This window comes from Thalassospira alkalitolerans, assembly GCF_002115745.1.
Lineage (GTDB): Bacteria > Pseudomonadota > Alphaproteobacteria > Rhodospirillales > Thalassospiraceae > Thalassospira > Thalassospira alkalitolerans.
The window spans coordinates 1-18,611 of the sequence record NZ_JFKB01000007.1 but is presented as its reverse complement, the minus strand read 5'-3'; the positions used below and the strand labels follow the sequence as shown (position 1 = coordinate 18,611).

The following is an 18,611-nucleotide window of genomic DNA, read 5'->3' as shown; positions in this document are numbered from 1 at the left end:
AAAAGTGAAGAACAATAAATCAAACTTCAGCAAATACCTGGTTTCGGGCGTCGCGGCTCTGGCCCTGTCGGCAGGTCTCGCATCCGGCGCATCGGCCGCTGAAAACGGCAAGTTCCGTGTTGGTATCGTGACGTTCCTGTCCGGTCCGGCTGCTGGTCCGTTTGGTGTTCCGTCCGCCAACGCCGCCAAAGTGCTTGTTGAAGCACTAAACAAAGGCGACGTTCCGGCCCCATACAATAAAATGGGCATCAATGGCTTGGAAATCGAAGCCGTCATCATTGACGAAGCCGGTGGCGCGACCAAACAGGTCGAAGAATACCGCAACCTGGTTCAGCGTCAGAAAGTCGATGCTGTCATTGGTTATGTTTCGTCGGGTGATTGCCTTGCCATCGCACCGGTTGCCGAAGAGCTGAAAACCTTCACGATCGCATATGATTGCGGTACTCCCCGTCTGTTTGCCGACAATGCCGACGCCCAGTACATGTTCCGTACCGGCCTTGACGCATCGGTCGACAATATCGGTGCAGCGCGTTACCTCGCAGCGACCCGCCCGGACGTAACCCGTCTTTCGGGTATCCAGCAGAACTATTCCTGGGGCCAGGACAGTTGGGCTGATTTCACCGCTGCCGCAGCAAAACTTCTTCCTGATGCAGAAATCGTCGAAGAACAGTTCCCGAAAATCTATCAGGGTCAGTACGGCGCAGAAATTTCTGCCCTGTCAGTGAAACGCCCGGAAATCCTTCACAGCTCCTTCTGGGGTGGTGACATGGAAGCACTTGTCCTTCAGGCAAATGCCCGTGGCCTTCTTGAAGATGCAACCGGCCTTCTGACCTGTGGCGAAGCAAGCTTTGCCAACTATAAAGATCAAGCCCCGAATGGCATGATCATTGGGGCACGTGGTCCGTTTGGTGCCTTTGCACCGAACAACGAACTCAACACCTGGTTCAAGGGGGTCTACAACGCGGCCTATGATCTTGATCCGGTTTATCCGGCAACCAAAATGGTGCAGGCCATCCTTGGTCTGAAATTTGCGGCCGAGAATGCCGGCGTTGCCGACAAGGAAATCCCAACCGCAGAACAGCTTGCATCGGGCATCAAGGGCGCAACATTTGAATCGGTATCAGGTACCGTTGAAATGGCGCGTGCTAATGGTCATCAAGCCATGCAGGGCATCACCTATGGGCAATACCATTACGAAGACGGCAAAGCATCCATCGTCAATGCCGTTTCGTTCGATGGTGAATGCGTAACCCCGCCAGAAGGTGTGGATGCAGCAACCTGGATCTCCGAAGGTTTCCCGGGTGCTACCTGTAACTAATCCCATGCTTCCCTGAGACTGCGGGCATCTCTTTTGCGGGATGCCCGCCCTTTCTCTCGTGTACTGGAATTTCGTGATGACAAGTCTTCTTGCCGTCCTGATCGATGGCTCGATCTATGCCTCGTGGCTGTTTCTTGTTGCTGCCGGCTTGACCGTGATTTACGGCGTAATGCGCATCCTGAATATGGCGCATGGCAGCTTCTATGCCATCGGTGCCTATTCTGCTGCGTCGCTTGTCGGCTGGTATTTCAACAATGGTGTTGGTCCAGCCTGGATCAGTTATCTTTTACTTGTTGGTGCCGCACTGGTTGCCGGGCTGATTGTTGGTGTGATCGTTGAACGCGGGTTACTGCGCCTGATGTATGGCCGCGACGAAATCCTGATGGTCATCATTACCTATGCGCTGTTGCTGATCCTGGAAGACACGATGAAAATCGTCTGGGGGGTTAGTCCGTATTTCGCGTATCAGCCCTATTCCGAACTGGGTCGAACGTCACTCGGCCTTTTAAAGGTTTCCAATTACGATCTTGCACTTGTCGGCGTTTCGGCCCTGCTTGGGCTCGGCCTTTGGGCATGGCTTGAACGCACCAATCAGGGCAAGGTCCTGCGTGCCATGATTCACGACCGCGAAATTTCGGTCGCGATGGGTGTCAATGTCCGCCTGATGTTTACCATCACCTTTGTTCTTGGCACGACACTTGGCGCGCTCGCTGGTGCGTTAACCGCCCCTGCCATTTCGGTTGTCCCGGGTATCGGGATTGAAGTTATCGTTCTGGCCTTTGCCGTCGTCGTAATTGGCGGACTTGGCAGCATCGGTGGTGCTGCGGTTGGTGCTCTTCTTGTCGGGCTAAGCCGTGCAGCCGCTGTGCACTATGCCCCGGAATTCGAGCTTTTCGTCATTTATGGCGTGATGTCGCTGGTTCTGGCGTTCCGCCCTGAAGGCCTGTTCGGCCGAACGCTCGCGAGGAAAATCTGACATGCGTTTTGATAAAACTGAAATCTCGCTGGCGGCGGTCGCAATTGCCTGTGTACTCTTCGGGTTTGTATCGCCCGGCTGGTTGATCTTCCTTATGACCATCGCCTTTGCCAAGGCGCTGGTTGTACAAGGCGTGGTCATGCAGATGCGTTCCGGTCTGGTCTCATTTGGTCAGGGCCTGTTTTATTGCATCGGCGGCTATACCGTCGGCATGGGCGGGCAATTTTTTGGCATTCATGATGCGATTGCCGCCCTTGCGCTGGGTGTCTTGGTTGCCATTGTCGTTGCCATGATCCTTGGTCTGCTTTTGACGCGATATCGCGATATCTTCTTTGCGATGCTGTCACTGGCCTTTTCCATGATCCTGTTTGGCATTCTGGTCAAAAGTCAGAGTCTGGGCAGCACGGATGGCTTTAACGTTCATAACTGGACCGTATTTGGCTGGGCCCCCGAAGTCGGCGCCGGAAGCCAGCAAACCGTTTTCACCATGACAGTTCTTTCCGGTCTTGTGATTGCGGTTTTAATCCATCGTTATACCAAGGCCGGTATCGGTGTCATTTGCGAAGCCATACGTGAAAACGAAGTCCGGGTGGAATATCTTGGCCTGTCCCCACGTTGGGTTTTGTACGGCAACTATGTCGCAGCAGCATCCGTTTCGGCACTTGGCGGCGGGTTAACCGCCCTTGCAACCGGTCATGTTGACCCGGAAATGGCTTATTGGACGACATCGGGCGAATTCATCTTCATTGCCCTTCTGGGCGGACTTGGCCATGTCGCAGCCCCGTTCATTGCTGCCATTGTCTTCTCGGTCGTTCGGACCTACGCAATCGAGTTTGTCCCCCACACCTGGCAGATGATCCTCGGTTTCACATTGCTTGGCGTCATCGTGTTCTTGCCAAAGGGCCTTTGGAGCCTGGTCTCACGTGAAAAGTCAGGAGAACGCGCATGACCAACATTCTTGAAACCCGATCCCTGAACAAGGAATTCGGCGCCGTCATTGCGGCCAAGGACCTGAATGTGAAGGTCGCAAAAGGCGAAATTGTCGGTGTTATCGGCTCCAACGGTGCGGGCAAGACCACCTTCATCAATATGGTCACCGGCTATTTAAAACCGACGCGTGGTGAAATCCTGTTCAATGGCAAATCCATCCTTGGTCATTCCCCGCGCGCGATTACCCGTGCAGGAATGGCCCGGTCGTTTCAGGTCGCGCAGCTGTTCCCGGAAATGTCGGTTATCGACAATCTTGTCGTTGCCCTTGCCGCTGCCGAAAGCCCCCGCCCCAGTTTCCTAAGCCCGCTTCGCAGTGATGCGCGCATAGCACGTGCCGAAGAAATCCTCACCGAATTCGGGGTTGTCAATTATCGCAATTCGACCGTCACCGCCGTCCCGCAAGGCGCGCGCAAACTGGTCGATATTGCAATGGCATTGATCGGCAATCCGCAGATGCTGCTGCTTGATGAACCAACCAGCGGTGTCAGCATGGATGAAAAAACCGGACTGATGGATACGGTGATGAATGCCGTGCGTCAGCATGGTGTGACCGTGCTGTTTGTCGAACACGACATGGATGTCGTCGAACGCTATGTCTCGCGGGTTCTTGCCTTCTATAGCGGTGAAATCATTGCCGATGGCAAACCATCGGCCGTTCTGGCCGATGAACGGGTCCGCGATCTTGTGACCGGGCATCGCCCCACACAGAAAAAAGGGAACGGTGCATCATGACCCTTGATATCAACAATCTGAATGTCTCTATCGGCAACATCCCGATCCTGCGCGATGTAACACTAAGCGTTCCCGAAGGCAAAATGATTGGCCTGATCGGTCATAACGGGGCCGGCAAAACCACCTTGATGCGGGCGATCATGGGCCTGCTTAACGCAGAAGACGGTGCCATCACATTTGATGGCCAGAACCTGCGCAAGATGGCCGATTACCGACGTGCGAGATGCGGCATCAGCTATATGCCCGAAGACCGGCGCCTGATCCCGTCCCTTACGGTCGAGGAAAACATCCTGATGCCTGCATGGACCAATGGCATCAAGGATGCGGCCGAACGGCTTGAATGGGCCTATGATCTGTTACCGGAAATTGCCCAGTTCCGTCATCGTCGCGCCCTTCAGCTTTCCGGTGGCCAGCAAAAACTGGTGTCACTTGCCCGTGCCCTGATGCCCGGTCGCCGGTTGCTGTTACTTGATGAACCGTTCGAAGGCGTCGCCCCGGTTCTGTCGCGTCGATTAAGCGAAGTAATCGCAAGCCTCGGCAGCAGTGGGTTATGTGTCCTGATTTCTGAATCCGACGACATCCATTCCGCCGATCTGGTCGATGGATCGTACCGCATAGAACGCGGCACGGTTCACGCCGCCGAAATGCAGCCCGCCTGAAAAGAGGTTCCCCGATGTTTGATTTTACATTTGAAACCACCCCGCGCGTTATTTGTGAATTTGATGGTGCCCTGAAACTGGGGGCGCTGTGTTCCGAACTGGGCACAAAGCGTGCGATACTGATCACCGATCCCGGCCTTCAAAAGGTCGGTTTGATTGATGCCCCGTTTGATGCCCTTAAACAGGCAGGAATTGAAACCCTTCTGTGGACACGGGTTGAAGCCGATCCACCGGAATCCACCATTCTTGACGCTGTCAAAGGTGCGACTGATTTCAATGCCGATATCATTATCGGTTTGGGCGGCGGATCATCGATGGATACCGCCAAGCTGGTTGCGCTTTTATGCGGTCACGATCAGAAACTTTCCGACATCTATGGTATCGGTTTGGCCAAAGGCCCGCGCCTGCCACTGATACAGGTTCCGACAACGGCAGGAACCGGATCGGAAGTCACACCAATTTCGATCGTCACCACCCCGACACAGGAAAAGAAGGGTGTTGTTTCAAGCCTTCTGTATCCTGACATCGCGCTTCTGGATGCCAAACTGACCATGGGTCTTCCGGCATCGATCACGGCGATGACCGGCATTGATGCAATGGTCCACGCGATTGAGGCCTATACGACGAAGTACAAGAAAAATGCCCTGTCTGACGGTCTGGCCATCCGCGCGCTGCAACTGATGACCACCAATATTGACGATGCAGTTTCGACGACCCCAAGTCAGGCATCCCGCGAAGCCATGCTTCAGGGATCAATGATGGCCGGAATGGCCTTTGCCAATGCCCCGGTTGCAGCGGTCCATGCACTGGCTTATCCGCTGGGCGGTCATTTCCATGTTCCGCATGGTCACAGCAACGCACTGGTCCTGATCGAAGTCCTGAAATTCAATCGTGACGCTGCACGCAACCAGTACGCCGAACTTGCCCGTGCGGTGCTGCCAGCCGAACGTTTTGCCGATGACAAGGTCGCATGTGATCGTTTCATCGATTTTATGACCGACATGGTGCAACGCATGCCCTTTGCCAAAACATTGCGCGAAGTCGGTGTATCAGAAAGCGACCTGGACATGTTGGCAACCGATGCGATGAAGGTCGAACGGTTATTGATCAATAATCCGCGCGAAATGACCTTTGCCGCCGCACGCGATATCTACGCCACCGTACTTTAACGACGGAGCCCCACAATGCCCCTTACCCTGAATGATCCCGCCCTTTGGCAAACCAAAGGCCACATCAATGGCGCATGGACAGATGCGACATCTGGCAAAACCTTTGCCGTGCTTGATCCGGCCACGGGTGAACATCTTGCCGATGTGCCTGATATGGGTGCATCTGAAACCCGTTACGCCATCGAAAGTGCGAACACCGCCCTGCCAGCATGGCGTGCACGAACGGCAAAAGACCGTGCGAACATCCTGCGTAAATGGTTTGACCTTTGCATGGCGGCACAGGCCGACCTTGCCCTTCTGATGACCCGCGAACAAGGCAAACCCCTTGCCGAGGCCGCCGGTGAAGTCGCTTATGGCGCATCCTTCATTGAATGGTTCGCCGAAGAAGGCAAACGCATCTATGGCGATGTCATTCCATCGCATGGTGCGGATAAACGCATCATCACCGTCAAACAACCCATCGGTGTTATTGCCGCCATTACGCCGTGGAACTTCCCGATGGCGATGATTACGCGCAAATGTGCCCCGGCCTTGGCTGCGGGATGTACAGTTGTCATCAAACCGGCCGAAGACACCCCGCTAACCGCGCTGGCCTTGGCTGAACTGGCCCGTCGTGCTGGTTTCCCTGATGGGGTTATCAATGTTGTGACGGCATCGCACGGGGCGGAAATCGGAAACGAGCTGACCGGCAATCCGATTGTGCGCAAATTATCCTTCACCGGATCGACGCAGGTTGGCAAACTTTTGATGCGGCAATGTTCCGATACCGTCAAAAAAGTCAGCCTTGAACTGGGCGGCAATGCCCCGTTTATCGTCTTTGATGATGCAGACCTTGACGAAGCCGTTGCTGGTGCGATTGCATCAAAATACCGCAATGCCGGTCAGACCTGTGTTTGTGCCAACCGCATTCTGGTACAGGACAGTGTTTATGATGCCTTTGCTGAAAAACTTAGTCACGCGGTTGCCAAACTGCGCGTTGGCAACGGCACCGAAGATGGCGTGACACAGGGTCCGCTGATCAATACCAAGGCCATCGAAAAGGTTGAAACACTGGTCGCCGATGCGGTTTCCAAGGGGGCAAAAGCCGTCCTTGGTGGCAAGCGCGAAAAACCAGACAGCAATTTCTTCACTCCGACCATTCTGACCGGTGTCACAGCCGATATGCGGATTTTCTCCGAAGAAATCTTTGGTCCGGTTGCACCATTGTTTCGGTTCCACGATGAAGACGAAGCCATCCGCATGGCCAACGATACACCGTTTGGTCTGGCAGCCTATTTCTATGCCCGTGACATCGGGCGCATCTGGCGGGTTGGCGAGGCACTTGAATACGGCATTGTTGGCATTAATGAAGGGATCATTTCAACAGAGGCAGCACCGTTTGGCGGTGTCAAAGAATCCGGTATCGGCCGCGAAGGGTCGAAATACGGCGTCGATGACTTTGTTGAAATCAAATATATGTGTCTCGGCGGTCTCGCCGGGAAAGCCAACTGATCCCGGATAAGGAAACCAATCATGAGTTTCATGTTTCGAAGTGTCCCGCGCATCATCTGCAAAGCCGGTGGCATTATCAAAACCGGCCCGTTGATGAAAGAACTGGGTGCCACCCGTGTCACCATCGTCTGCGATCCGGGTATTGTCGCACTTGGTTTTGCTGATCAGGTGCAAAAATCACTGGAATCCGTTGGGATCGCGGTACAGATATTTTCCGAGGTTGCCGCAGATCCCCCCCAGCATATTGTCCAAAAGGCAATCGATGGGGCAAAAGACTGGAAGGCCGATGGCGTTATCGGTCTTGGCGGGGGAAGCTCGCTTGACAGTGCCAAGCTGGTTGCGCTTCTGATCAATTCAGATCAAACCATCAACGAAATCTACGGCATCGACAAGGCGGTTGGTGATCGCTTGCCCCTGATCCAAATCCCGACTACGGCCGGTACTGGATCCGAGGTTACCTGGGTTTCGGTCATTACCGATCCCGATAACCTCAAACAGGTTGTCTATACCCCGCAACTGATGCCCGATATCGCCCTTCTGGACCCGGAACTGACCTATGGCCTGCCGCAAAAAGTAACTGCGGCCACCGGCCTTGATGCAATGGTCCACGCGATTGAGGGATATACAAGTCGCACGCGCAAAAACCCCATTGCCGATGGCATGGCGGTGACTGCTTTGTCTTTGCTGGGCAAGAACCTGATGAAGGTGATTGAAAACCCGTCGGACAAGGATGCCCGTTCGGCCATGCTGCAAGGATCCCTGATTGCCGGAATGGCTTTTGCCAATGCATCCGTTGCCGCCATTCATGGTTTGGCCTATCCGCTTGGTGCGCGTTTTCATATTCCGCATGGTCATGCCAATGCACTGGTCATGGCGCAGGTTCTGCGTTTTAACCTGCCCGCAGCAGGCAAACTTTACGCCGAATTGGCACCCTGTATTCTCGATCAGACAGACTTTAAATCCGACGAAGAAGCCGCAGAAAAGTTTGTTCAACGCATCGAAGAAATGGTTCCGGCCAGCGGCCTTGAAACCCGCCTGCGTGATCTTGGCGTTACCAAAGACGCCTTGCCTGAAATGGCTGATGAGGTCTTTACCAAGATTTACCGCCTGATCGAAAGCAACCCGCGTGATATGACCGCATCCGAGATCGAGGCCATCTATCGGCAAGTCTACTAAGCCCAGAAGATCGATCATCCAAAAGAAAACCGGCGATCCCGATGGACCGCCGGTTTTCGTTTTTAACGTTAACAGCCCTGGATCAACGCACCGCAACCGGGTTAATGATCATCTGCACGGCTCCCTTAAGCTTGGCCTGACCAAGCACAAACAGGAACTCATGCGCACCATCAGCGGCAAGGTCACGGGTTACAATATTTTCAAGGATATAGACCCCGTTCTCGGCCAGAAGTTTAACATGGACCGGGAAAAACGCATCAGGGTCTTCATGCGGGACGGCTTCAAGCCCCCATGTATCGGCACCCACGGCGACCACGCCCTTGTCGGCCAACCATGCAGCCGCTTCAAGACCAACACCGGGTTCGGTTCGACCATATAGGCCATCATCCTTGCCCACCAGATCAAGCCATCCCGTGTGGAACAGAACCACGTCACCTTTGCGGATTTCCGTCCCGGCGGCTTTCTGGGCTTTCATCACATCATCAAGACTAATGACATACCCGCCTTCCAGACGGTCGGTTCCCTTGATCGCCGCGATATCAAGTAACACACCACGGGTTGCCATTGGTGGCACATTTTCAATACCAAGCTTGGTCAGGCCGGTGGCCAAAACAAAGTCCTCGGCATGGTTGTTATTATAATAGGTATGATGGTCACCAAGATGACCAAGGCCATCAATCTGGGTGCCTACCCCCAACCAGCCTGTGAACATATCATCATTATATGTTCCGGAATTGCTGCCGATGGTCTTGTTACCACTTTGACTTGGCGAGAAAACCGTAACCGCAACACCACGCGGCGCAAAGGCCGGTGTCTCGCGCGAGATAACCATCCCCAGCGAATAAACCTTGCCCGTCGAAATCAGTTTGCTCGCAGCCAAGGTCGTATCCGCACTCAGATTATTCGCCGCACCAATCTGATCTTCGGGACCAAATTTTGATGCAAACCGGTCTTCGGCTTGAACCGCTGTTGCACTGGTCATGCCCAGAATGACCGACGCTGCGATGAGTATTTTTGATTTATGCATTGTTTCCTCCCTAAGTTGATAAGGACTGAGGAAACAGCAATTAACATGCCAAGAAAACAAGCCCGAAAACAGCGCTGATATACATAAGAAAGAGCGCAATCAGCTCAACTTGAAGTTTATACTGATCGTTTATCGCTCACGCGCGCATTCAAGGCATCGCCAGTTTGTACCCCTGCACCCGACAAACGAACATTTGAAAAGCCCGCACGAGAGCGAGCAGGCATTGGGTCATTAAGTGCCCCACCATTGCAGCCCGTGACATGAAAACCGATCGACGAAATAAAACTTAATATAAATCAATATTCGGCTCACCATTTGCAGCTATGATATTGATGAATGAACTGTCAAAGTTCATCAATGCCGTGACCGTCACTGGTCAGGAGGGCTTACTATCATGCAATCGGATGACGCCCTAACCGACGAAAACATTCACCACTTACACGGTATCGTATCCGCAGTTCGCGGTGCGGTTGTTGACGTGGTTTTCAGCGATACAGATTTACCGCCGATCAATTCTTCACTGATAGTGGCATGGGATCGGCCAACTCCCTTGACCTTGGAAGTTCACAGTCACCTTGACCTGAACACCTTGCGTGCTGTTGCCTTTCAATCCACAGCAGGATTGGCACGTGGTGTGGCTGTTCACGCAACCGGAACCGCTGTCACTGTTCCTGTTGGAGAGGCTGTTCTCGGGCGACTTCTTGATGTTGTCGGCGAACCGAAAGATAACGGCCCCGCACTTCCCAAAGATACACCACGTCGTCCGATCCATGCATCACCGCCACTTTTGCAATCACAAACACGCACAACCGATATCTTCGAAACGGGGATCAAGGTCATTGATCTTCTGACCCCGATGGCCCAGGGCGGCAAGGCGGCAATGTTTGGGGGTGCCGGTGTTGGGAAAACGGTTCTGGTGATGGAACTGATCCATGCCATGGTCGAGAAATACAAAGGCATTTCGGTGTTTGCCGGCATTGGCGAACGGTCGCGCGAAGGTCATGAACTTCTGACCGAAATGCAAGCATCGGGCGTTTTGGAACGAACAGTGCTTGTCTATGGGCAGATGAATGAACCGCCCGGTGCGCGTTGGCGCGCCCCACTGACTGCCCTGACGGTTTCGGAATATTTTCGCGATCAGAAACATCAAAATGTGCTGTTACTGATGGATAATGTATTTCGTTTTGTCCAAGCCGGTGCAGAAGTATCAAGCCTGTTGGGCCGTTTACCATCACGTGTTGGCTATCAGCCAACCCTGGCAACCGAAGTTGCCGGACTTCAGGAACGCATTGCATCGGTTGCAGGTGCTGCTGTCACCGCAATTCAGGCCGTCTATGTGCCCGCCGATGATTTTACCGATCCGGCCGTAACCACCATTTCAAGCCATATGGATTGCGTCATCGTGCTGTCGCGAAGCCAGGCCGCCGAAGGTTTCTATCCAGCGATTGATCCGCTTGGTTCATCGTCGATGTTACTCGACCCGCTGGTCGTTGGCGAAGAACATTACGCAACTGCCGAAGCCGTCCGTCAGGCTCTGGCACGGTTTCGGGAACTGACCGACATTATCTCGTTACTGGGTATCGAAGAACTGGGCGCTGAGGACCGAAAAATCGTCAAACGAGCCCGACGACTGCAACGTTTTTTAACCCAGCCGTTCATGGTCACACAGGCCTTCACCGGCACCCCGGGCACCAGTGTTCCGCTTGCCGATACCCTATCAGGATGTCGGGCTATTCTAAGCGGTGAAGCAGATGACTGGGTGGAAAGCTCGCTTTATATGGTCGGAACGTTCGAGGATGCCCGCTCGAAAGAAGCCAAAGCAAATGCGGCAGAGAAAAAGCAAGACGCAGGTATTGCCGATAAGGAGGCCCGCGCATGAGGCTTGAGATCATCACCCCGCTTTCAATTATCGTTGACGAAGAAATTGAAAGTCTGCGCGCAGAAGATGACAGCGGAAGTTTTGGCATCCTTCCCGGCCATGCTCCGTTTTTAACCGCACTTTCAATTTCAATCGTTAGCTGGCGCGTTGCAGACAAAGATCGGTTTTGTGCCGTGCGCAAAGGTGTCATGACCGTGAGCGGGAAAACAAACGTCGCCATCGCAACCCGCGAAGCTGTCACCGGCGACGACCTTTCAACACTTGATGAGGAAGTCTTGCTCCGCTTTCAGTCAGAAGCCGACGAAGAACGGGTCGAGCATGTTGAGGCAATGCGTTTACAGATGCACGCCATTCGACGAATGATCACGCGTCTTGGCGCAACAGCAAACAAGGAATCTTTCCGGTGACAGAAACATCGGACAAACACCCAAATTCGCCATCACCAAACGAAGACCCATTGGTGCGCGAAGTCCGGCTGCGTCGCGATCGACAAGAGCGCTGGTTGCGCGAAGGCGACATGTCAATCGGGCGGCGTTTGGCGCAAATCGGGGTATTGGGCTGGATCATTATTGTACCGACCCTTGGTGGGCTGTTTTTGGGGCACTGGATCGATAAACGTCTTGAAACCGGCATTTTCTGGACAGGCCCCCTTTTGGTTGTGGGGCTGTTAATCGGCGGATGGTCTGCTTGGAAATGGATGAATACGCGATGATGCATCCTGATACTTGGCCAATTTTACTGCTGCTCCCGGTTTGTTTTATTGGCGGGGGTGTTTTGGGGGCTGTCTATTTTCGCAGCCTGCAATTGACGGCCGATCTGATCGTCAAAGGGCACAAACCTGCACTTGTCATCGCTTTGGCATTCGCCCGATTGATTGTTCTGGCGGCGGGGTTTGCCATTGCTATTCCAACCGGTGGGATTGGAATTCTTGGTACATTGGCTGGTGTCATCGCAGGACGCGAACTCATCATCCGTCGTAAATGGGGCGTCCGCGCATGACCTCGCCACTTGAATCCCTAGTTCTTTTTTATCTGGGCCCCGTCCCCATCACGCTTGCCGTTGTCACCACTTGGGGGATCATGATCATTCTGATCACGGGTGCTTTTCTACTGACCCGGCAACTTGATCTAACCGCCACCAAACGTCAGGCGGCCCTCGAACTTCTGGTAGACACCATTGACAACCAAATTCGTGAAACAAGCGGCGCAGAACCAGCACCTTATCGCGGTTTTATTGGCTCATTGTTCCTGTTTATCCTGATCGCAAACTGGTCATCACTGGTCCCTGGTATTGAGCCACCGACGGCCCAACTTGAAACCGATGCTGCACTTGCAACACTGGTGTTCCTGTCTGTCATCTGGTTCGGCATAAGAGGCTCTGGCGTCAGGGGATATCTGCGATCTTTTGCCGCCCCCAATCCCGTAATGATCCCACTTAATATGATTGAAAGTGTGACGCGGGCGTTTTCCATGTTTGTGCGTCTGTTTGGCAATGTGATGAGCGGGGTGTTCGTCATCGGGATTGTTGCATCACTCGCCGGGCTTCTTGTGCCCATCCCCCTTATGGCACTTGATCTACTGACCGGGCTTGTTCAGGCCTACATCTTTGCCGTTCTGGCGATGGTATTCATTACATCTGCCGTCGAAGATGGCGCGCATCATTCCAAACACAAGCCACCTCATTCCCCCAACTAAAAGGATATGAAATGGAATATCTGAACCTTGCGAGTATCATATGTGCGGCCTTTGCTGTGGCGTTTGGTGCCATCGGCCCTGCGCTGGCCGAAGGTCGGGCTGTTGCCGCAGCAATGGACGCGATCGCCCGTCAACCAGAAGCGGCCAATACTATCTCGCGGACCCTGTTTGTTGGTCTTGCGATGATTGAAACAACGGCAATTTACTGTCTGGTGATCGCGCTTTTATTGCTATTTGCCAATCCGTTGCTGGGATGACACCATGACAATTGACTGGTGGACTCTGGGCCTTCAGGCGATCAATGTTTTAATCCTGATGTGGCTGTTGTCACGTGTATTCTGGCGCCCGGTTGCCGCGGCAATTAGCAAGCGCAAAGACGCTGTAAAAGCCATGCTTGACGCTGCCAAAGAAACGCAAGCCAAAGCCGATGCGGCCCTTGCCCAAGTCGCCGCGGCCCGCGACGGCATAACCAAAGAACGTGACACTATTCTCAGTTCTGCAAAATGCGAAGCAGATGCGGCAACCAAAGCGGCGCTTTCAGAAGCGCGCGAAAAAGCCGAAAAAATCTTTGCCGCAGAAAAGGCATCCCTCGCGCGTGATACAGATACCGCACGCATCGAAACCACCAAACAGGCCGCCGAACTTTCGACCGAAATCGCGGCAAAACTTTTGCAACGGCTTAGCACATCAAGCATTCAGGAAGCTTTTGTTTCGCGCCTCATCAAGGCCATCACAAACATGCCCGAAAGTGACCGGGCGGCATTGGCCCAAACCACAGATGGCATTGATTTGGTCAGTGCATCGGATATCAAAGCGGCCGACAAAGCAAAAATCACCACATCCGTGCAAAAGGCACTTGGCAGCACCCCCACCATCACATTCGTTACCGATACCGATTTGATTGCCGGGATGGAAATCCGAACCTCGCATTTCGTCCTGCATAACAGTTGGCAATCTGATCTCGCCGAGATTCTCAAGGAGCTCAACAATGCAGCCCAATGATGCAGATTGGCGCATTGCGGCCCGGAACGCGATTGACAAGGCATCTGTCGGCCCCCGCGCCGAACATAAAGGCCGGGTTGAAGAAATCAGTGATGGCGTTGCCATGATTTCCGGCCTTCGTGATGTTCGCCTTGACGAAGTTCTGCGCTTTGCAGGTGGACAAGTCGGCTTTGCCAGGGTTCTTGACCCTGACCTTATCGGGTGTGTTTTACTTGATGGCACGACAACCATTGAGGCCGGTGATGCGGTCTTTGGTACAGGCGAGATTGTTCAGGTTCCGGTTGGCGAGGCTTTGCTTGGACGGGTCGTCGATCCACTTGGCCGCCCACTTGATGATAAGGGTGAGCTTTCCACCACGGAAAAACTGCCCATCGAACGCCCCGCCCCCGCCATCATTGACCGTGACCTGGTTACCGAACCGGTTCAAACCGGACTGGTGGTGGTCGATACATTATTTGCGCTTGGCCGGGGGCAGCGCGAACTGATCGTTGGCGACCATTCAACGGGAAAAACCACACTGGCAATTGATGCGATCATCGCACAGCGCGAAAGCGATATGATTTGTATCTATGTTGCCGTCGGACAAAAAACATCCAGTGTGCGCCGCGCCATAGATGCCCTGCAATCAGAAGGCGCATTTGACCGCTGTATCGTCCTTGTTGCCGGATCCGCCAGCGCGCCGGGACTGCAATGGATTGCCCCATATGCCGGGATGACCATGGCGGAATACTTCCGTGATAAGGGGCAACATGCCCTTGTCGTCATTGATGATCTGTCAAAACACGCCGCAACCCATCGCGAGATTGCCCTTTTAACCCGACAATCGCCGGGTCGTGAAGCCTATCCCGGTGATGTGTTTTACATTCATGCCCGTCTTCTTGAACGTGCGGCAAAACTGTCAAAGGAGCTTGGGGGCGGTTCTCTTACGGCCCTGCCGGTTGCCGAAACAGATGCCGGTAATCTTTCGGCCTATATCCCGACCAATCTGATTTCGATCACCGATGGGCAGATTGTTCTTGATGCAACTTTATTTCATCAAGGCCAAAAACCCGCTGTCGATATCGGGCTAAGCGTCAGCCGTGTCGGAGGTAAAACGCAAGCACGGCTATTGCGTGATGCTGCCGGTACACTGCGGCTCGACTACGCACAATTTCTGGAGCTTGAGGTCTTTACACGGTTTGGCGGCATGCCCGAAGGACGGGTGAAACAGCAACTCAAACGAGGGGCACGAATTCGCGAAATCCTCAAACAACCGCAACACACGCCATTTCGTCTTGCCGACACTGTTGCCCTGATGCTTGCCGTCCAAGCAGGCCTGCTTGATCCGTTATCGGTTGACGCGGTTGCCAACTTTCGCGCCCGCCTGCCTGAAATATTGAACAAGAATGCCGCGAAATGCGTTCAAGCAATCGCTCAAACCGGTAAATTAGATGATGACGCACGCGCCCTTTTGATGACGGCGATGAATGACCTCATATCATCATTGTCCGATACCGCCACCAAAGCAGCCCCACCCCATGTCAAAGCAGAGGACAAAAAAGAAGCCAATCCCATGAAAAATGCCCCACATGGCCGCTCTGACAAGCAGGAAGAGACATCATGACCGACCGTCTCGCCGATGTCAGCGCCCGCATTGATGGCATCGAACAACTTGGTGCTGTCGTCAACGCCATGAAAGGCATTGCTGCAGCCCGTGCCCGTGTTGCACGAACGCAAATCGCCGCCATCGACAGTTACGCCACCACCATCGCAAAAGCCATGAGTGGCGTCCTTGCCCATAACGCGCCACCCCGCGTTGTTACAACATCCCAAACGCCCCGAACGGGTCTTCTTGTTTTCTGTGCTGAACAAGGCTTTGCCGGCGCCTATAGCGAACATGTACTTGAAAGCATTGACGATGATCTAACGACAACAACGCTGTTTCTAGTTGGGACACGTGGGGTATCCATCGCCAAGACGCGTGGACTTTCCCCGATTTGGAGCACCGCCATGCCGTCCCATACGCCGGGCATTCCCAAAATGGCAGATAACATTTCCAAAGCCATCTATCAGAGTGTTAATGACGGCAAAATCGAAACCCTCGATGTCATCTATTCTGGGTGGAATTCCGGTCAAAGTGAAATCATGCGTCATACTCTTTTCCCCATTGATTTAAGCGTGTTCACATTGGCCAACACCCCAGCTCCGATGACACAGCTTTCAAATACCGCCTTAGTCGACAGCCTCAGCGCAGATTATTTCCATGCGCAGGTCTGCAAGGCATCCCTGCATGCCTTTGCCGCAGAGAATGAAGCGCGATTACAAGCTATGTCCTCTGCCGGAAGCCAAATCGAACGTGAACTTGATCTGTTTCGCGCCAAACTCCGCCAAGTCCGGCAAGAAGAAATCACCGCCGAGATCATTGAACTGGGAACCGGTATTGCATCCGCGGGCCCTCAAAAGTGACTGACGTTTAGATTAAGTGCGACACGCTTTAGCGGGACCGTCCGGGATGTCCCGTCCTAAAATAAGTTGACATTTTTTCATGGAGCCAGCGGATGTATTCCGCTGGCTTTTTGATGCACGACTTCTGGCGTTTGCATAGCCAGGGAGAGGTGCGGTCGCATTGTATTGTAAGTCTGAACCGCTTCCTTGACCAGCTGTCTGAGATCTTCAAAAGTTTTGCAGCGATGCAAGAGAAACTCCTGCTTGAGTATTCCGTTCACCCGCTCTGCCAAAGCATTCTGATAACAGTCATAGCCGTCGGTCATCGACGCGGTGATGTTGTTCTCCTTCAACACGGATTGATACAGCCCGGAACAATATTGCAATCCCCGGTCCGAGTGATGGATCAGAGGATATGTGGTGATGCGATTGCGCACCGCTTGTTTCAGCGCCTTGACGACATCGGACGCTTTCATTTCATGGCTGAGAACATGCCCCATGATTTTGCGAGAGAAGGCATCTGTTACCAGAGACAGGTAGTGAACACCCTGATCGCTCTCAATATAGGTGATGTCACTGACAAACACTTCCTCGGGGCGGTATGCCTTATGGTCGGCCAAAAGATTAGGATGCTTTCTCATCCAGTGCCGACTGTTGGTTGTTTTGGTAACGTTTTTGCGCCGCTGGACCAGCAAGCGATGCTCTCTAAGCCAGTCAAATAAACCATCCCGTCCCAGCTTGATGCCAAGACGGTGCAAATCATCCGCAAGCAGATGATAGAGTTTGCGTGTGCCGAGCCGGGGCATATGCTGACGCAGGCGCATCACACATGCATACAGAGGTTCAAGCTCCGACTGTCGTTGTCGACGACGTTGCAGCAATTGGTAAACCGATTGCCGTGACAGGCCAAAGCAATGGCAACTTCTGCTCAGACTGACTTTGCCTTGCGCCTGTAATGTTCTTGCAGTTCAGATAAATACTTTTTTCGCAGACCGGCTCCGTATTCCTGATCCATGATGGTGATCATGCCATCAAGAACCATGATGCGGATCCGCTCATCTTCAAGTTCACGCTCAAGACGCTTGATCTTTTGTTCCGGGGTTTCTTCCGAATTGGACATGGCAGTGTGCCTCGCTGTGGACCAGTCCAGCTTACCATATCTGCGCAGCCATTTCAGAACTGTACTTCTTCCCTGAATACCATAGCGGTCCTGAGCCTGCTTATAGGTTAACTCCCCTTTTTCAACCTGATCAACAACCGGGTGCCATCCTGAGTTACGTTGACGGTTTTTAGGACAGCACAGTGCTTTCCATTTGGATTTTTACAAACACATCCTACGGCCGCTCCGGGTACGTGCCATCGTACGCGATGCAATAGATGAGCGCGAGTTGCGGTGGCCTAATATCGAATGCCTGGCCTAACCCAGTTTCGCCTATTGTTACTGCGCCGCCTATAACCGCGTCATATTGCGCTTCAATTTTCGGCAAGTCCGGGGTGCCGGTTGCCGTGGACGATACGCCTTGCAGGGCAACGTCAGTTCCACCGCCCGGCCCGTAAATGCGTGCGCCGGGGCCGCCAACGGTCGAAAGTGCATTGTTTGTGGTGCTGGGGGTTGTATCTACACCGGTCGCAGTTGATGCGCCGACTTTGACATCTATGGAAAAATTGCCCGGCTGCGCGGGAATAGTTAGCATATTGGTTGCGGTGACAGGATCGAATTTTGCTCCGTGGGTATGGGATGGTAATTCGAATGTTGTAAGGGTCATGGTTTCTTGCCCGACCATTTCTCCTAATGAGATATGGGACAACCCCGGCGCTTGCCCCGCGCCGATGACGCTACGTCCAGACAAATTTGGAAGGTTAAATTCGGTTTTGCCGTCGCCGCCATATTTTTGGCCAATCACGGCATATAATACGTTAAATTGCCGGATGTCGACTTTTCGACCATCGGCGTAAAAATAGCCGTCAGGACAATAACTTGCGGCGGTGGCGCAAATTGATCCTATATAGGCCTCTTCGTCGCAGGCATGTGCAGGCTGCGACGATGACAGCATGGTGGAGCCAAATGTGATTG

General features: G+C 53.4%; 20 protein-coding genes. 17 read left to right on the top strand and 3 right to left on the bottom strand.

The genetic code is table 11. The features are described 5' to 3' along the window. The first annotated feature begins 4 nt into the window (after window positions 1-4). The 8 genes from TALK_RS11255 to TALK_RS11220 all read left to right on the top strand — a co-directional run bounded on the left by TALK_RS11255 (window position 5) and on the right by TALK_RS11220 (window position 8,511). Window positions 5-1,318 (top strand): ABC transporter substrate-binding protein, encoded by a 1,314-nt coding sequence (locus tag TALK_RS11255; protein WP_085618882.1) that lies wholly within the window; start codon window positions 5-7, stop codon window positions 1,316-1,318. A gap of 76 nt (window positions 1,319-1,394) precedes the next feature. Continuing rightward, entirely contained in the window at window positions 1,395-2,294 is a 900-nt protein-coding gene (locus TALK_RS11250; RefSeq protein ID WP_085618881.1) for a branched-chain amino acid ABC transporter permease, read from the top strand. A 1-nt stretch (window position 2,295) separates the two neighbouring features. Then, window positions 2,296-3,243, top strand: coding sequence for a branched-chain amino acid ABC transporter permease (locus TALK_RS11245; protein ID WP_085618879.1), 948 nt, complete (start codon window positions 2,296-2,298; stop codon window positions 3,241-3,243). Continuing rightward, window positions 3,240-4,016, top strand: a complete 777-nt coding sequence (locus tag TALK_RS11240; RefSeq protein WP_085618877.1) for an ABC transporter ATP-binding protein — start codon at window positions 3,240-3,242, stop codon at window positions 4,014-4,016. Before TALK_RS11245 ends, TALK_RS11240 begins: the two co-directional genes overlap by 4 nt. Next, window positions 4,013-4,675, top strand: a complete 663-nt coding sequence (locus tag TALK_RS11235) for an ABC transporter ATP-binding protein (protein WP_085618875.1) — start codon at window positions 4,013-4,015, stop codon at window positions 4,673-4,675. Before TALK_RS11240 ends, TALK_RS11235 begins: the two co-directional genes overlap by 4 nt. Window positions 4,676-4,689: 14 nt before the next feature. After that, window positions 4,690-5,844, top strand: coding sequence for an iron-containing alcohol dehydrogenase (locus TALK_RS11230; RefSeq protein ID WP_085618873.1), 1,155 nt, complete (start codon window positions 4,690-4,692; stop codon window positions 5,842-5,844). Between the two features lie 15 nt (window positions 5,845-5,859). Continuing rightward, complete coding sequence (locus tag TALK_RS11225; RefSeq protein WP_085618871.1) at window positions 5,860-7,335, top strand: NAD-dependent succinate-semialdehyde dehydrogenase; 1,476 nt, start codon at window positions 5,860-5,862, stop codon at window positions 7,333-7,335. 21 nt (window positions 7,336-7,356) lie between these two features. Continuing rightward, window positions 7,357-8,511 (top strand): iron-containing alcohol dehydrogenase, encoded by a 1,155-nt coding sequence (locus TALK_RS11220; RefSeq protein ID WP_085618869.1) that lies wholly within the window; start codon window positions 7,357-7,359, stop codon window positions 8,509-8,511. 82 nt (window positions 8,512-8,593) lie between these two features. Here the strand turns inward: TALK_RS11220 and TALK_RS11215 are convergent, their stop codons facing one another. Next, a complete protein-coding gene (locus TALK_RS11215) occupies window positions 8,594-9,538 on the bottom strand; it encodes a cyclase family protein (protein WP_085618867.1) in 945 nt (314 codons plus the stop codon). Between the two features lie 394 nt (window positions 9,539-9,932). Between TALK_RS11215 and atpD the strand changes: the two genes are divergently transcribed. The 9 genes from atpD to TALK_RS11170 are packed head-to-tail and all read left to right on the top strand — an operon-like array spanning window position 9,933 to window position 16,558. Then, window positions 9,933-11,417, top strand: a complete 1,485-nt coding sequence (atpD, locus tag TALK_RS11210) for a F0F1 ATP synthase subunit beta (RefSeq protein ID WP_085618865.1) — start codon at window positions 9,933-9,935, stop codon at window positions 11,415-11,417. Further along, complete coding sequence (locus tag TALK_RS11205; RefSeq protein WP_085618863.1) at window positions 11,414-11,824, top strand: F0F1 ATP synthase subunit epsilon; 411 nt, start codon at window positions 11,414-11,416, stop codon at window positions 11,822-11,824. The genes atpD and TALK_RS11205 overlap by 4 nt, the downstream gene beginning before the upstream one ends. Then, complete coding sequence (locus tag TALK_RS11200; RefSeq protein WP_085618861.1) at window positions 11,821-12,129, top strand: AtpZ/AtpI family protein; 309 nt, start codon at window positions 11,821-11,823, stop codon at window positions 12,127-12,129. Before TALK_RS11205 ends, TALK_RS11200 begins: the two co-directional genes overlap by 4 nt. Continuing rightward, window positions 12,111-12,416, top strand: a complete 306-nt coding sequence (locus TALK_RS11195; protein WP_245829861.1) for an ATP synthase subunit I — start codon at window positions 12,111-12,113, stop codon at window positions 12,414-12,416. Before TALK_RS11200 ends, TALK_RS11195 begins: the two co-directional genes overlap by 19 nt. After that, a complete protein-coding gene (locus TALK_RS11190; RefSeq protein ID WP_085619231.1) occupies window positions 12,413-13,111 on the top strand; it encodes a F0F1 ATP synthase subunit A in 699 nt (232 codons plus the stop codon). The genes TALK_RS11195 and TALK_RS11190 overlap by 4 nt, the downstream gene beginning before the upstream one ends. 11 nt (window positions 13,112-13,122) lie before the next feature. After that, window positions 13,123-13,368, top strand: coding sequence for a F0F1 ATP synthase subunit C (locus TALK_RS11185; protein ID WP_085618857.1), 246 nt, complete (start codon window positions 13,123-13,125; stop codon window positions 13,366-13,368). 4 nt (window positions 13,369-13,372) lie between these two features. Further along, window positions 13,373-14,113 carry a F0F1 ATP synthase subunit delta gene (locus TALK_RS11180; protein ID WP_085618855.1) on the top strand — a complete coding sequence of 247 codons (741 nt, stop codon included), beginning with the start codon at window positions 13,373-13,375 and terminating at the stop codon, window positions 14,111-14,113. Continuing rightward, a complete protein-coding gene (locus TALK_RS11175; protein ID WP_085618853.1) occupies window positions 14,100-15,716 on the top strand; it encodes a F0F1 ATP synthase subunit alpha in 1,617 nt (538 codons plus the stop codon). Before TALK_RS11180 ends, TALK_RS11175 begins: the two co-directional genes overlap by 14 nt. Next, complete coding sequence (locus tag TALK_RS11170; protein ID WP_085618851.1) at window positions 15,713-16,558, top strand: F0F1 ATP synthase subunit gamma; 846 nt, start codon at window positions 15,713-15,715, stop codon at window positions 16,556-16,558. The genes TALK_RS11175 and TALK_RS11170 overlap by 4 nt, the downstream gene beginning before the upstream one ends. 77 nt (window positions 16,559-16,635) lie before the next feature. Here TALK_RS11170 and TALK_RS11165 read toward each other — a convergent pair. Beyond that, window positions 16,636-17,840 (bottom strand): IS3 family transposase gene (locus TALK_RS11165; protein WP_245829860.1). Its coding sequence is split into 2 segments (ribosomal slippage): window positions 16,636-17,507 and window positions 17,507-17,840, totalling 1,206 coding nucleotides; the frame shifts between segments, so codons are not numbered across the junction. A gap of 31 nt (window positions 17,841-17,871) precedes the next feature. Then, window positions 17,872-18,611, bottom strand: a 740-nt coding sequence (locus TALK_RS11160) for a phage tail protein (RefSeq protein ID WP_085618849.1), incomplete at its 5' end; no start/stop codon positions are given.